Origin of the sequence: Vibrio superstes (assembly GCF_003569005.1) — a bacterium.
Lineage (GTDB): Bacteria > Pseudomonadota > Gammaproteobacteria > Enterobacterales > Vibrionaceae > Vibrio > Vibrio superstes.
The window spans coordinates 326,683-339,991 of record NZ_BCUR01000001.1; the positions used below are offsets into that span (position 1 = coordinate 326,683).

General features: G+C 45.0%; 13 protein-coding genes. 8 read left to right on the plus strand and 5 right to left on the minus strand.

Annotation, left to right across the window (positions count from 1 at the left end):
• The first annotated feature begins 102 nt into the window (after positions 1–102).
• Together nhaD and D5I41_RS01405 are read left to right on the plus strand one after the other, a co-directional pair.
• Positions 103–1,524 (plus strand): sodium:proton antiporter NhaD, encoded by a 1,422-nt coding sequence (gene nhaD, locus D5I41_RS01400; protein ID WP_119008149.1) that lies wholly within the window; start codon positions 103–105, stop codon positions 1,522–1,524.
• A gap of 89 nt (positions 1,525–1,613) precedes the next feature.
• On the plus strand, positions 1,614–2,720 hold the full coding sequence (locus D5I41_RS01405) for a M20/M25/M40 family metallo-hydrolase (protein ID WP_119008150.1): 1,107 nt from the start codon (positions 1,614–1,616) through the stop codon (positions 2,718–2,720).
• A gap of 644 nt (positions 2,721–3,364) precedes the next feature.
• Here the strand turns inward: D5I41_RS01405 and D5I41_RS01410 are convergent.
• Complete coding sequence (locus D5I41_RS01410) at positions 3,365–4,384, minus strand: IS110 family RNA-guided transposase (protein WP_119008151.1); 1,020 nt, start codon at positions 4,382–4,384, stop codon at positions 3,365–3,367.
• Positions 4,385–5,093: 709 nt separating this feature from the next.
• On the opposite strand from D5I41_RS01410, the gene D5I41_RS01415 reads away from it, so the two are divergent.
• The 5 genes from D5I41_RS01415 to rsgA are packed head-to-tail and all read left to right on the plus strand — an operon-like array spanning position 5,094 to position 8,507.
• On the plus strand, positions 5,094–6,008 hold the full coding sequence (locus D5I41_RS01415; RefSeq protein WP_119008152.1) for a polyprenyl-phosphate transporter: 915 nt from the start codon (positions 5,094–5,096) through the stop codon (positions 6,006–6,008).
• Entirely contained in the window at positions 6,008–6,445 is a 438-nt protein-coding gene (locus tag D5I41_RS01420) for a hypothetical protein (RefSeq protein WP_119008153.1), read from the plus strand. Before D5I41_RS01415 ends, D5I41_RS01420 begins: the two co-directional genes overlap by 1 nt.
• On the plus strand, positions 6,442–7,047 hold the full coding sequence (locus D5I41_RS01425) for an SCO family protein (RefSeq protein WP_119008154.1): 606 nt from the start codon (positions 6,442–6,444) through the stop codon (positions 7,045–7,047). The genes D5I41_RS01420 and D5I41_RS01425 overlap by 4 nt, the downstream gene beginning before the upstream one ends.
• Positions 7,044–7,475 (plus strand): copper chaperone PCu(A)C, encoded by a 432-nt coding sequence (locus D5I41_RS01430; RefSeq protein ID WP_119008155.1) that lies wholly within the window; start codon positions 7,044–7,046, stop codon positions 7,473–7,475. Before D5I41_RS01425 ends, D5I41_RS01430 begins: the two co-directional genes overlap by 4 nt.
• Positions 7,476–8,507: a ribosome small subunit-dependent GTPase A gene (rsgA, locus tag D5I41_RS01435; RefSeq protein WP_119008156.1), complete on the plus strand. Its 1,032-nt coding sequence runs from the start codon at positions 7,476–7,478 to the stop codon at positions 8,505–8,507.
• 203 nt (positions 8,508–8,710) lie between these two features.
• Here rsgA and D5I41_RS01440 read toward each other — a convergent pair whose 3' ends face one another.
• Complete coding sequence (locus D5I41_RS01440; RefSeq protein ID WP_119008157.1) at positions 8,711–10,093, minus strand: alpha-amylase family protein; 1,383 nt, start codon at positions 10,091–10,093, stop codon at positions 8,711–8,713.
• Positions 10,094–10,450: 357 nt separating this feature from the next.
• Entirely contained in the window at positions 10,451–10,870 is a 420-nt protein-coding gene (locus D5I41_RS01445) for a hypothetical protein (protein WP_119008158.1), read from the minus strand.
• A gap of 163 nt (positions 10,871–11,033) precedes the next feature.
• Between D5I41_RS01445 and D5I41_RS01450 the strand changes: the two genes are divergently transcribed.
• A complete protein-coding gene (locus tag D5I41_RS01450; RefSeq protein ID WP_119008159.1) occupies positions 11,034–11,672 on the plus strand; it encodes a D-Ala-D-Ala carboxypeptidase family metallohydrolase in 639 nt (212 codons plus the stop codon).
• Positions 11,673–12,154: 482 nt separating this feature from the next.
• Here D5I41_RS01450 and queE read toward each other — a convergent pair whose 3' ends face one another.
• Together queE and queD are read right to left on the minus strand one after the other, a co-directional pair.
• Positions 12,155–12,802, minus strand: a complete 648-nt coding sequence (gene queE / locus D5I41_RS01455; RefSeq protein WP_065599310.1) for a 7-carboxy-7-deazaguanine synthase QueE — start codon at positions 12,800–12,802, stop codon at positions 12,155–12,157.
• A gap of 19 nt (positions 12,803–12,821) precedes the next feature.
• Positions 12,822–13,184, minus strand: coding sequence for a 6-carboxytetrahydropterin synthase QueD (gene queD, locus D5I41_RS01460; protein WP_017031424.1), 363 nt, complete (start codon positions 13,182–13,184; stop codon positions 12,822–12,824).
• Positions 13,185–13,309: the final 125 nt, after the last annotated feature.

Below are 13,309 nucleotides of genomic sequence, written 5' to 3' on the forward strand. Positions count from 1 at the left end.
TTGGCTTTGTTTAACAATCAGTTAAATCTAGTCAATCAACAAGGAATACTGTTTAAGTTAATTAATCATCTGCAAGGAGTCGCAGTGAAGTCTTTCTCGTCTATGTTGTGCGTGGCGCTAATTTCTCTTTTAGTCTCCCCTGTTGCCTTTTCTTCCACTAGCCATGTTATGCCCGACTTAACCCAATCAGGTGTTGGGTATGCTGCTCTCGTTATCTTTGCATTGGCCTATTGCCTCGTAATGGGCGAAGAAGTCCTAAAGCTCAGAAAATCTAAACCTGTATTGCTTGCTGCCGGGCTTATCTGGATTTTGATCGGATTTACCTTCCAGCGCTTGGGGCAAATGGATGTAGCTAAATCCGCAATCGATCACAACCTACTTGAGTACTCAGAGCTACTGCTGTTCTTGCTGGTTGCTATGACTTACATCAGCGCAATGGAAGAGCGTCGCCTGTTTGATGCCTTGCAAGCTTGGATGGTAGGTAAAGGCTTCAACCTGCGTTCCTTATTCTGGATAACGGGTATTCTTTCATTCTTTATTTCTCCTATCGCCGATAACCTGACTACCGCATTATTGATGTGCGCCGTAGTGATGAAGGTCGGTGGATCCAACTATAAGTTCATCAACATAGCCTGTGTCAATATTGTCATTGCAGCAAACGCAGGTGGTGCGTTTAGTCCCTTTGGTGATATTACAACCTTGATGGTGTGGCAGGCAGGTCACGTTGAATTTATGCAGTTCCTGACTCTATTTGCTCCTTCTGTGGTCAACTACATAGTGCCAGCTGTGATCATGTCATTCTTTGTACCAAAAACGAGTCCAGATGCGGTACATGAGTATGTTGAACTTAAGCGTGGTGCCAAACGCATTGTCGCCTTATTCATCTTAACTATTGCAACAGCCGTTGCTTTCCATGGTTTACTGCACTTCCCACCGGTTATCGGTATGATGATGGGACTGGCTTACCTGCAATTCTTTGGTTTCTACCTGCGCAAGACACTGCCGCGTTCTCTAGCTAAAAAGCGAGCTGTCGCAGAAGCTCATCACGACAAAGCGGCTCTAAAGCGCCTTGGTTCTGTGGTTCCATTTGATGTATTTAGACGAGTTTCTCATGCCGAGTGGGACACCCTACTGTTTTTCTATGGCGTCGTAATGTGTGTGGGCGGCTTAAGTTTGCTTGGCTATCTAGGGCTAGTGTCTGAAATCATGTACACCCAGTGGGATCCTATTTGGGCAAACGTCATGGTCGGAATACTGTCCGCGATTGTCGATAACATTCCCGTTATGTTTGCCATTTTGACCATGCAACCGGAGCTATCCATGGGCAACTGGTTGTTGGTTACCCTAACCGCTGGTGTGGGAGGCAGTTTGTTGTCTATAGGCTCGGCCGCAGGCGTTGCATTAATGGGTGCCGCCCATGGTAAATATACCTTCTTTGGTCACCTAAAATGGATGCCGATCATTGCCCTTGGTTATGCTGCAAGTATCGCCACTCACCTATGGGTTAATGGTCATCTATTCTGAAATCGGACGCAAAATTGATCTGCGTCAAAGGCGTGTAGCACGCAATATGTGTAACTATCCGCTTCATGAATAGATAAAGAAGTAATTCCATGACACAAGTAGATCAAAATCGTTTAGTAGATAACTTCCTACAACTGGTAAAAATTGACAGCGAATCAGGCAACGAAAAAGAAGTCGCCATTGAAATCGAATCTCAGCTTCAGCAACTAGGCTTTGACGTAGAGCGTCTTGCAGTGCCTGAAACCCTGTCAAATGGCTTTAACATTTACGCTAAATTACCAGGCAAACTAGACGGTAGCATCGTACTAAGCTGTCACATGGATACGGTAACACCAGGCAACGGCATTGAGCCAGTAATCAAAGACGGCATCATTAGCTCTGCGGGTGACACGATTCTTGGTGGTGATGACAAGTCTGGCATTGCTGCAATCATCGAAGCAATCAAAACCCTTCAAGAAAACAACGTTGAACATAAGACCATCGAGATCGCGTTCACTGTATTTGAAGAAGGTGGTTTACACGGCTCTAAGCAATTCGATTGCAGCAAGATCGAATCTGAAATGGGTATTGTTTTAGACTCAGGCGGCCCTATCGGCACCATCATTGCTGTAGCTCCGGGTCAGCAAAACCTTAAAGTAAACATCACAGGTAAACCAGCTCACGCAGGCTTAGCGCCAGAGCAAGGTATCAACGCCTTAACGGTTGCCTCTGATGCCATTGCCAACATGAACCTGTCTCGTATAGACGAAGAAACCACAGCCAATATCGGTGTTGTTAAAGGTGGCCAAGCGACCAACATCGTCATGCCAAGCCTGTACATCGAAGCAGAAGCACGCTCTCTTGACGAAGAAAAACTGGCAAAACAAGTGGCTCATATGGTTGAAACCTTTGAAGCGGCGGCGAACAAACATGGCGCCGAGGTCGATATCGTTTCAACCCGCGCATACAACCCGTTCCAGATCCCTGAATCACACCCTCACATCCAAACGGTAAAAGAAGTATTCACGCAACTGGACATCGAGCCAATCGTAACCTCTACAGGTGGCGGTAGTGATGCCAATATCTTTGCTGAGAAAGGCCTAACCATCGTTAACCTATCTACAGGTATGGCTAAGGTACACACAACTGAAGAGTACATCGCTATCGAAGATATGCGTAAGATTTCTCAGTTCTTGATGAGTTACTTAGCCAAGTAAACTTTTAGCTAACCGTTTGAGCTACAAACGGTTAGCTTTACTCATCGCCTTCACACGTCATCCGTTCATTTCCACGCACTCCCAGTGGTAATCGAAGGCATCTGGCCTCTCCTCATAGATACCCGATAAAACACCTCGGGTATGACGGCCTGCAAGCCCAGCAATTCCGATACCTTTCTAATACTTCTATGCTTGTCCATATTTAACCCGTCATTCCCGCGCGCTCCTAGTGGGAATCGAAGGCATCAGGTCTCTTCTCATAGATACCCGATATAACATCTCGGGTATGACGGCCTGCAAGCCCAGCAATTCGAATACCTTTCTAATACTTCTATGCTTGTCCATATTTAACCCGTCATATATGGACCCACCCAGTTTGCAAGTCATTTTACATTCTTGGTTATTGAGTCATTGTCGTTCATATATTCGGCCTGTTTACTGAGCTCTATCGTGCTCATGGCCTTGATGTAATCTGCACCCAATGCTCTTTATCATTCCCACGGCTTCTGATGAGCCAATGACGGTGTCAGAGTTTCACTGGGGCGGGATGACCGCTAACCATCGATGTAAAATGTATCGCAACTGACGATGAGTGTTGTTTAACTGGTTAATTCCCTACTGTTTAGAGCGTTAGCATTATCAAGTTATGCTTCTTTAAGTTGGTACGGTTTGTTGTGTGTAATCACAGCCCAGACAATGCGTGCCAACTTATTCGCTAACGCTACACAGGCTTTGTTAAAGCTTTTCTCATGCTTCAGCTTAGTTGCCCAGACGCTCACCTTGTCTTCTTTCCTATCTGCATATTGGAGTACACTCCTCGCTCCGTGTATCAGAAGCGCTCTGAGTACGACGTTACCTTTCTTGGTGATGCCATACAGTTGAGATTTCCCTCCAGTTGAGAACTGTCTCGGAACCAGACCACACCAAGCAGAGAAGTGTCGACCACTCTTAAACTGTGTCCCTTTCCCAATGGCTGCATACAACGCTAGCGCGGTGATAGGTCCGATACCCACGACACTTTGCGCTATCTGACAGACATAATTTTCTTTAGCAAAAGCCTTTAGCTTGCTCTCGACCTGTTCAATACGGTCGTTTAAGGACAAGAACTCCTGGTACAGTTCATTGAACAAATCTCTAGCGACCCAGGTCAGTTCGTTACCTGGGTCTTCTAAGAACTCTGGAACGGACCTACGCAAGGCTGAGATACCTCGATTCATACAGAGCCCATACTCAAGCAGTAATCCTCGTATCTGGTTCATTAGTTGAGTGCGTTGCTTAATCAAGCGTTGCCTAATACGCAGGTACATTTGAGCGTCTTGTTGGTCAATGGTTTTTATCGGTACAAACGTCATATTGTCACGTTGTGCGGCTTCCGCTATCGCTTCTGCGTCGTTGTAGTCATTCTTATTTTTACGACGATATGAAGTGACATGTTGCGGAGGGACGAGTTTAACCTCATGCCCAAGCTTGATGAGCTCCCGAGCCAAGTGATTAGAGGCACCACAGGCTTCAATGGCAATTGTTTGAGGAGCTAACTTAGCAAAGTATGAGAGTGTAGCCGCGCGCTTAAGCTGCTTCTTATATGTGATTTTTCCGCGTGATGTGACGAACACTGCATGAAAAACATTCTTGGCAATATCTAATCCGACCGTTACATTTGTCATGTGGACCTACCCTTATTTAGATGCTTGTTTGTTCAACTTCATCTTGGCGCATTGTGACGCCGTGTAAAGGGTGGGTCCATTTCATTATTCCCACACGCTCCTAGCGGGAATCGAAGGCATCAGGTCTCTCCTCATAGATACCCGATAAAACACTTCGGGTATGACGATCTGTAAACTGAGTTATCCTGATGCTTAACATGTCATTCCCACGCGCTCTTAGTGGGAATCGAAGGCATCTGGTCTCATAGATACCCGATAACACATCTCGGGTATGACGATCTGTAAACCGAGTTATCCTGATGCTTAACCCGTCATTCCCACGCGCTCCTAGTGGGAATCGAAGGCATCTGGTCTTTCCTCATAGATACCCGATAAAACACCTCGGGTATGACGATCTGTAAACCGAGTTATCCTGATGCTTACCCCGTCATTCCCACGCGCTCCTAGTGGGAATCGAAGGCATCTGGTCTCTTCTCATAGATACCCGATAACACACCTCGGGTATGACGGTCTGTAAACCGAGTTATCCTGATGCTTAACATGTCATTCCCACGCGCTCTTAGTGGGAATCTAATGCGAAAACTAGTTGGCTCTGAAAGCTAGAATACTCAGAAAGCAGCCCACGGATATTCACACAATATCGTTTCCCCTACCTTTTATTTCCCTTACAATACAATCATCAATGGACTTGGCTTCAAAAACTAACTTTATGAATTACTTCACCAACTTCCTTAAGGGAATGGCTATGGGTGCAGCTGACGTTGTTCCCGGTGTTTCTGGCGGTACCATCGCATTCATTACTGGCATCTACGATACCTTGCTAGAGAGTATCCGCCGTGTAAATCCATCGCTAATTGGCGTGCTTCGTTCAAAAGGACTCAAAGGCGCATTCGACCACATCAATGGCTTCTTCTTACTGTCCCTGTTTGGGGGCATTTTTACCAGTATATTGACCCTAGCTAAGCTCATCTCTTGGTTATTAGTTACCCACCCAATTCCACTGTGGTCTTTTTTCTTTGGTCTGATCTTAGTATCGGTCTGGCATATCATGCGTCAAATTGAATCTTTTGATCTGATGAAGTGGGTCGGCTTTGCTCTGGGTATTGCACTCGCATTTGCTATTACTGTACTCAACCCTTTAAACCTCGAGCCAACGATCATCAACATCGTGCTGTCAGGCTCCATCGCCATCTGTGCAATGATTTTACCGGGAATATCCGGCAGCTTTATTTTGCTATTGATAGGTATGTACGGTCCGGTTATTGGTGCCGTTAAAGGCTTGGACATTGGATTTCTGATGTTATTTATGAGTGGTTGCTTGTGTGGCTTGCTGAGCTTTTCACACCTACTGTCATGGCTTCTCAGGCGCTTCAGAGACATTACCCTTATGTTCTTGGTTGGCCTAATGGTGGGCACATTGCCAAAGATTTGGCCTTGGAAAGAGACGCTTACATGGCGCACTAACTCCAGCGGCGAGCAAGTACCATTACTGCAAGAAAACCTCATGCCTCACAATTTTGAGTCGATTACTGGTACACCATCACAAACTGCGATAGCAGTGGTAATGATGTTGGTTGCGATTGGACTAGTATTGGCTTTAGAGAAATTTGCTGAAGACAAATAATGAACAACATTTTCAAAGGCCTAGCTTTCATACTTGCTCTTGGGTTAGGCTTTTTTGCTAAGGATATCTATCAAATAGTTCAGATATCCTTAGCCAATAATGAACTGAAATCTGATATTGAATACTGCCAACTATCCACCACCGTCTGCACTATAAATGATATAAACATAGTGCTGGAGCAAGATGTTGTTTCACCGATGCAGCCCACCTCTATTGAGGTAAGCTGGCCAAATAACAACGATGAACAACTATGGATAGAACTTGAGGGCAAAGAAATGTCCATGGGTGTGGCAAAGTTTGTACTCAGCAATCAAGGTAATGGCACGTTTTCTGGTTCTTTATTACTGCCTGTTTGCCATAGCGATGCTATGACATGGATAGGTTCTATCCAATCTTCAAACGGAACACTTCCCATCTCAGTAAGGATGCAAAGATGAGCAAAAGCTGGACACTCACCATGATTGTCGCAGTTGCCTTAGGTTTCGGGGTTAAGTCATATTTAGATGCCCAAGACCAAAAGCAAGTCAACCAACAAAGCGAACGAGCAGCGCATCCTTTAGTGACAGGAGCTAATGGAGAGCAAAAGGCGTTATTTAATCCAGACGATCCGCGTATCAATGTGGTCTATTTTGGCTTCACTCGCTGTCCCGATGTTTGCCCTACTTCTCTCGCTATGCTCAGCGCTGCTTTACATCAAGTGCCCAAAGAAGTACTCGCTAAGATACGTCCCATCTTAATCACTTTAGATCCCGAGCGAGACTCTGGTGATGATGTCCATCAATACGCGCAATATTTTCACGAGAATTTCGAGGGCTACCACGCCGATCCTGAAACATTAGAGGCCTTGGCAAATAAGTACGGCGTTATCTATATCAAAACAGAACTTGAAGATTCTGCTCTCGAATATACCGTTGATCACAGCTCATATTTTTACTTTCTCGCACCTGATGGTACGGAAATGACCAAGGTGCAACACACTCTTACCCCAGCGCCACTGGTTAAAGCTATTAATGACATCACAATGGAGATGCAACCATGAAAACTCGCCTTCTTACTTTCATCCTAGTGCTACTTTCCCCTTTTGCGCATGCCAACAATGTTGCAACAGTTTCAGGTGCCTACGCTAAAGAAACCCCGCCGACCTCGACCACTAGCGCTATATTTTTAACCATTAACAATCCAGGTGCAGAGAAACGTGCTCTTATATCAGCAAAAACGCCTATTGCTGAAGTCACCGAGTTACATACTCACGCAATGCAAGATGGCGTGATGAAAATGCGTAAGTTAGATAAGATTGAGCTTCCCGGAAAAAGCGACACTGAACTAAAGCCACATGGCTTGCATATCATGCTGTTTGGTATCAAAGAGCCGTTGAAAGAAGGCATGGTTATTCCTCTTACGCTTACTTTTGATACAGGTCGTATGCTAAACCTATCAGTACCTGTCAAAAAAATGATGATGCACTAAATGAACCTACAAAACCTTGGCTGGCAACCGTTCTTTCAGCAACAACTGACTCTTGATGATTATGAAGACGCGGTTGTTGCTCGCATCTCTGCCCACCATCGCTCTGGCTATCAGCTCATTACGGAAAAAGGTGAAGTGTCACTGCCAATGCATGACTCTTTGCCATCAATGACCGTCGGAGATTGGGTGCTACTCGATCATGAACAGCAATTTCAAAGACGTTTAGAAAGAAGCTCAGTGTTTTCTAGAAAGGCCGCCGGTTCCAAGGTTGCAGAACAATACATTGCAGCAAACATAGACACGGTATTTATCGTGATGTCGTTAAATGATGACTTTAACCTCAGCCGCATTGAGCGCTATCTCGCGTTAACCAATGAAGCGCAAGTTGAGGCGGTGATTGTATTAACCAAAACCGACCTTTGCGACGATGCAGAGGCTCTAAAGCAACAGGTTCAATCTCTAGACCCAATGCTAATGATAGAAGCAGTCAATGCACTAGAGTTTGATAGCGCTCAGTCACTAACTGCGTGGTGTAAGACAGGAAAAACCGTCGCCTTCCTCGGTTCTTCTGGGGTTGGTAAGTCCACTCTGGTCAACACCTTACTGCAAACAGAAGCGCAGAAAACGGGCTCCATTCGCGAAGATGACAGTAAAGGCCGACACACCACCACAGGTCGAACTATCCATCAAATGCCGAGTGGCGGGGTACTCTTAGATACCCCTGGAATGCGTGAGTTGCAACTGGCAAATGTAGCCCAAGGCATAAGCGAAACCTTCTCTGATGTAGAAGAGATCGCTTCTCAGTGCCGCTTCTTTGATTGCTCACACCAAAACGAACCGGGTTGTGCGATTCAAAAGGCTCTGCAGTCAGGTGAGCTAGATGATCGTCGCTTGAACAACTACCTAAAACTGCAAAGAGAGCAAGCCCGTAACAGCGCATCTCTTGCAGAGCTACGCTCCCATGATAAGCAATTGGGTAAGATGTATCGTTCACACCAGAGTGAAGCTAGGAATCGCAAAAATAAATCTTAGTGTCAGCTTTCAGCAGTAAGTTGTTTAAACACAGTCATCCTTGAGCGCTTTCTGGGCCAGCACTCTGGTCGAGGATCTATACGCAGAAGAGGTTCCCGCTAACTACATGCGGGAACGACGGTTTATTTAGCTGATAGCTTGACGCTATCAGCTATCAGCTATCAGCTATCAGCTATCAGCTAAAAAGTGTGAAGCTTTATCTATTAACTCGCTTCACCAACCAAACAGCAGTACCCTTTCGCAGGAATATCTAACTCTAAATATCCATCAACCGGAAAGATGCCCTGCTCTTGAACGATATCGAACATTGGCTGATCCCAACGGATACGAATCGACTTCACCGTATCAGCCTTGTTAATGGCTACTATGCCCCGTTCTCCACGACTGAACAGTAGATGATCATCACTGGCTTCCAATACCACCATACGGGCACTGTGGACGTAATTGTGGAAGTCGATTAGCGTCTTCATACGCGGATCTTGCCACGCATTCATCCAACGAGGATTACCTTCACAGTCAAGAATGCCACTGGTATTTAGGTCGGTATAGACCAACGGCACACCACCATCACGGCAAAGAATGTAGCAATAGCCCAACCATTCATGCTCTTCTGGCATAATCAAACCTTGGAACACATCATTGTTTGGAATATCGTGGGTAATTGCGAAGGTGATAGCACGCTGGCGCTTCAACGCTTCACCAAAGTTATAGGGATCTATCAGCGCTGACATTCGTCCCTTTGGTTGGAATGCTTGCAATACCGTGTTAAATAAAGGGAAATCGTAGGCGCCCAGCTTAGTTTTCTTTAAGTAAGGCTTTAAGAAAAGCTCATACTCTTGCTTGGTTGCACCACCATCAGTAATGATCTCACCAAAAATGTGCACACCTTCCGTGATCTCTTTTGTCCACACTTTACGCAGCTGCTCAATGGAGATATGTTTTGCAGCGTCAATGCGGAAACCCTTCACTCCCATTGCTTTCATTGCCAACAGGTACGCTTGCTGTTGCTCAATCACATGCTCACAATCACGCAGGGTAGGCAAGCCAGGATCGTGAGGCCCACCAGTGATGCGACCATTCTGTACTTGCCATTGATCCTGCCAATCCTCTATACCAAACGCTTCAACGAAGTCGTTTTCAGTAAATAGTGGTTTGCTCAAGTCTCCGAATAATTTCAAAGACTCATAGTGTTCTGGATCCTTAGCATAATCCTCTAGCTCTTGTTGGCTAGGGTATTGCAGCTCTGAGCGCAAGTACGATTCGTTTGCCATGTGATTAAACACCACATCAATATACACGCGAATACCATAGTCATTTAAACAGGTCATCATTGTCTGAAAATCCAGGGTATTACCCAGTTCATTGTCAATGATTCGATAATCTTGTGGCTGATAGCGCTGCCACCAAGCGGTGCCTTTCTCATGTTTCAACGACTTCATTGGCGGTGAAACTAAAACTGTTTTATAGCCTAATTGGCTTATCTGCTGAGCCTTCTCAGCAATCTCTCGATACGGCCAGTCAAATGCATGCAAAATAACATCAGTGGCTAGTGTTAAATCTTTATCTTGAATAATGGGGTTTTTCATAAAACACCTTTTACAGCTTAGGCTGCTATTTCAGCCAATACCGATACCCTACAAGATGCATGCCATATCAAGAATCATCCTAGTTCGTATAATCATAGGGTGAATGAATGATTCAACAGGGTGTAGGCATAATCCCGCGCTAGCTAATTGAGTATGAGGCAAGGGCTTAGTTGGCATAATAATCTGATTTATTACTAATCTAAGGAATGATAAGGCAGTATAACGCCTACAAGTTAGATGATAGTATTGCAGATAGATGGCAATTATTAGACAAGGCGGATTAGAGTAGTTACTTAATATTACAAACACATTTAAGGTGATTTGACCTTGGTCTCATATGGGGAGGCTCCAAGCAAATTACTTCCAAGGCGCTTTTAAAGTCGGTTTCTTGTTACGAGGTTCAGTGGCGGGTTTGCCCCCTAGTTTCAATCCAAGATAAAACATCTGCGCGGTGAATTCATCAGTCCCATCAGCGATACATATCTTTTCAAATAGTCTATCCGCTACGTCCTTTTGCTGCGCTGGTATGTGCTCACAACGAAGCAATTGGTAAATTGCATCATGAGCCAGTGACGCCCGCATGTTTCTTGAGGTATCCACTACAGGCCCAGAAGGACCATCCCAAGCATAGCCAGAACGCACAGTAAGCCAACCATCTAAACTGAGACCGATAAACTCCATATCTATATTCTGCTGCGGAAAAATGTCCACTTTAATAATGAAATCTTCGGCTAACTGATACTTGTACCCTGCTCGATAAAAAATATGTTCCGACATTGTGGTTCACCGCTGTTCAAATAAACATCAATCACTCTCTTGGTTACAAAAATAGATAGCGATAGGTCAACGGTCAAACCTACACGCCTCGATAAATTGTGATTTCCATCGAATATTTAATTAGCGTCTATACTGGGAACACTAAATGCAAAGGAGAACTCACATGTTTCGTCTTGCTACCCTACTCTTCATTAGTCTTAGCTTTAGCGTATCTTCGAACGAACTACTCAAGCTATACGAATCTGAAAATGAACTGGAATACAGCGACTTAGTGATAGATGTTAAAGGTTACAAAGTGCCAACTCGGGCGGCATTTCGGGGCTGGATACTGATGAATCAAGCACAAGAACCAGTGAAAGAAATAGCCGACCAACTGATAGCGGCTGGCATTACGGAAGTTCCATTAAAAACAATGCCTATGCACTTGATACTTTTACAAGGAACAAACTGGGCTTTGAATGGGACTTCTGTATTCACACTGCCTGATAGCAAGCAAGTGCCTAGCATGGTTAGAACGGTGAAGTTCATTCAAGACCATGTCGAACCTGTCCTAGGGCCTTTAGTACCCGTTTCAGGCGATAGAGATCAATATTACAACGAAACCTCTGGTGGCGCTTCTCGCAGTCAACATTTGAATTTCTGCGCTCTTGATTTAGTCCCTATAAATGACATAAGTCGAGAGGAACTACAGAAAAAATTATGGGGTATTTACAATAAAGTGGGTAAAGAGAACAACATGGGTATGGGTCTATACTCAGGAGTACGCTTTCATATCGATACTTGCGGGTACAGAAATTGGTGATATGCAGCGGTTAGCCTCAAGCTGCAAGCTACCAGACAAAGAAACGTACAGTTATTGCTCTTAAAAAACCGTTATTCCCGCAAGCTCTTAGCGGGAATCTCTTCAACCTAAAGACCCCCGACCAGAGTGCTGCCCCAGAAAAGCGCTAAAGGATGACGGTGTTTAAACAACTTACAGCTGAAAGCTTGAAGCTAATAGCTAAAAAAACGTCATTCCCGCAGGCTCTTAGCGGGAATCTCTTCAACCTAAAGACCCCCAACCAGAGTGCTGCCCCAGAAAAGCGCTAGAGGATGACTGTGTTTAAACAACTTACAGCTGAAAGCTAAAAAAGTCATTCCCGCAGGCTCTTAGCGGGAATCTCTTCAACCTAAAGATCTCCGACCAGAGTGCTGGCCCAGAAAAGCCCTCGGGCATGGCGGATATCCTAAAGTCGGAGTTGTAATCAATAGACAGCTGAAAGCTCGAAGCTAAAAACTGTCAACTTAAGCAATATCCAAATACTTATGCGTTTGCACCGACAAACGCCAGTTGTTGGCGATACATGTATCGATACACAGCTTTGTCGCTCTAGGTTTTTGGCTAATAGGTTGCAGTAAAACTTCTACGCCATCTTGGAGTGTACTGACTTCGAGCAACGCTTTGAGATCATCAATGTCTGACTCTTTACCCACTGGGTGCTTAACCTCGTTGGCACGAGACATTGCGCTTGGTTCAATCGGAAGCTTGCCTTTCATACCAATTTTTGGTGAAACCGTCACCCAAGTGTTTGGGGTCGCCAGTACTTCAAAAGTACCACTGGTTTCAATTTGGCAACGGTAGCCGTTTGCTTCTAGCTCTGTCGTCAAAGGCAATAAGTCATACTGGCATGGCTCACCGCCGGTAATGACCACGTGTTTGGCCGAGTATTGCTCAAGGCAATAGGCCACCAGCGCAGATTCACTCGTACTACACCAACGCTCATCATCGCCTTGTTTTAGTAGAACCGTTTTAAAATCTGTTTCGTCTTCTAGGTTCACATCCCAGGTTTGTTTGGTGTCACACCAAGCACAGCCCACAGGACATCCTTGCAGACGAATAAAGATAGAAGGCACTCCAGTAAAGAAGCCCTCTCCTTGTATGGTTTCAAACATCTCATTGATTTTAAGCACGTTATTCACCCGTGTAGATACAGCCAGCAGTACAGGTTTCTTTGATTTCAACCTTGCTTAGAAGTGGCAGTAACGGCTTAGTTTGCTCAAATACCCATTTAGCCAGCACTTCACTGGTTGGGTTTTCAAGGCCTTCGATATCATTAAGGTAATGATGATCAAGGCGATCGTAGATTGGTTTAAACTTCTCTTTTACATCACTAAAGTCGATAATCCAGCCCGTATGAGCGTCCACTTCACCTTTAAGGTAAAGGCGAACCAAGAATGAGTGTCCATGCAGACGACCACACTTATGTCCCTCAGGTACGTGAGGTAATTTATGGGCGGCTTCAAACATAAACTCTTTGTAGATTTCGGTAGTCATAGTGTTCTTCTGTACGTTGGGCCTAAACAGACCTAAAAGAGAAAGGCACGGATTGTAGCAAGTTTAGTCCAAACCCCCAACGAAAACTGAAGTTGCACCCAAAAGAAAAGGCAGAGCTTTCGCTC

What these genes read in the sequence shown, in the direction of transcription:
- D5I41_RS01420 (WP_119008153.1), top strand. Translation starts at nt 6,008, where the DNA reads ATGAACAACATTTTCAAAGGCCTAGCTTTCATACTTGCTCTTGGGTTA.
- D5I41_RS01450 (WP_119008159.1), top strand. Translation starts at nt 11,034, where the DNA reads ATGTTTCGTCTTGCTACCCTACTCTTCATTAGTCTTAGCTTTAGCGTA.
- rsgA (WP_119008156.1), top strand. Translation starts at nt 7,476, where the DNA reads ATGAACCTACAAAACCTTGGCTGGCAACCGTTCTTTCAGCAACAACTG.
- queD (WP_017031424.1), bottom strand. Translation starts at nt 13,184, where the DNA reads ATGACTACCGAAATCTACAAAGAGTTTATGTTTGAAGCCGCCCATAAA.
- nhaD (WP_119008149.1), top strand. Translation starts at nt 103, where the DNA reads ATGTTGTGCGTGGCGCTAATTTCTCTTTTAGTCTCCCCTGTTGCCTTT.
- D5I41_RS01430 (WP_119008155.1), top strand. Translation starts at nt 7,044, where the DNA reads ATGAAAACTCGCCTTCTTACTTTCATCCTAGTGCTACTTTCCCCTTTT.
- D5I41_RS01440 (WP_119008157.1), bottom strand. Translation starts at nt 10,093, where the DNA reads ATGAAAAACCCCATTATTCAAGATAAAGATTTAACACTAGCCACTGAT.
- queE (WP_065599310.1), bottom strand. Translation starts at nt 12,802, where the DNA reads ATGTTTGAAACCATACAAGGAGAGGGCTTCTTTACTGGAGTGCCTTCT.
- D5I41_RS01410 (WP_119008151.1), bottom strand. Translation starts at nt 4,384, where the DNA reads ATGACAAATGTAACGGTCGGATTAGATATTGCCAAGAATGTTTTTCAT.
- D5I41_RS01405 (WP_119008150.1), top strand. Translation starts at nt 1,614, where the DNA reads ATGACACAAGTAGATCAAAATCGTTTAGTAGATAACTTCCTACAACTG.
- D5I41_RS01425 (WP_119008154.1), top strand. Translation starts at nt 6,442, where the DNA reads ATGAGCAAAAGCTGGACACTCACCATGATTGTCGCAGTTGCCTTAGGT.
- D5I41_RS01415 (WP_119008152.1), top strand. Translation starts at nt 5,094, where the DNA reads ATGAATTACTTCACCAACTTCCTTAAGGGAATGGCTATGGGTGCAGCT.
- D5I41_RS01445 (WP_119008158.1), bottom strand. Translation starts at nt 10,870, where the DNA reads ATGTCGGAACATATTTTTTATCGAGCAGGGTACAAGTATCAGTTAGCC.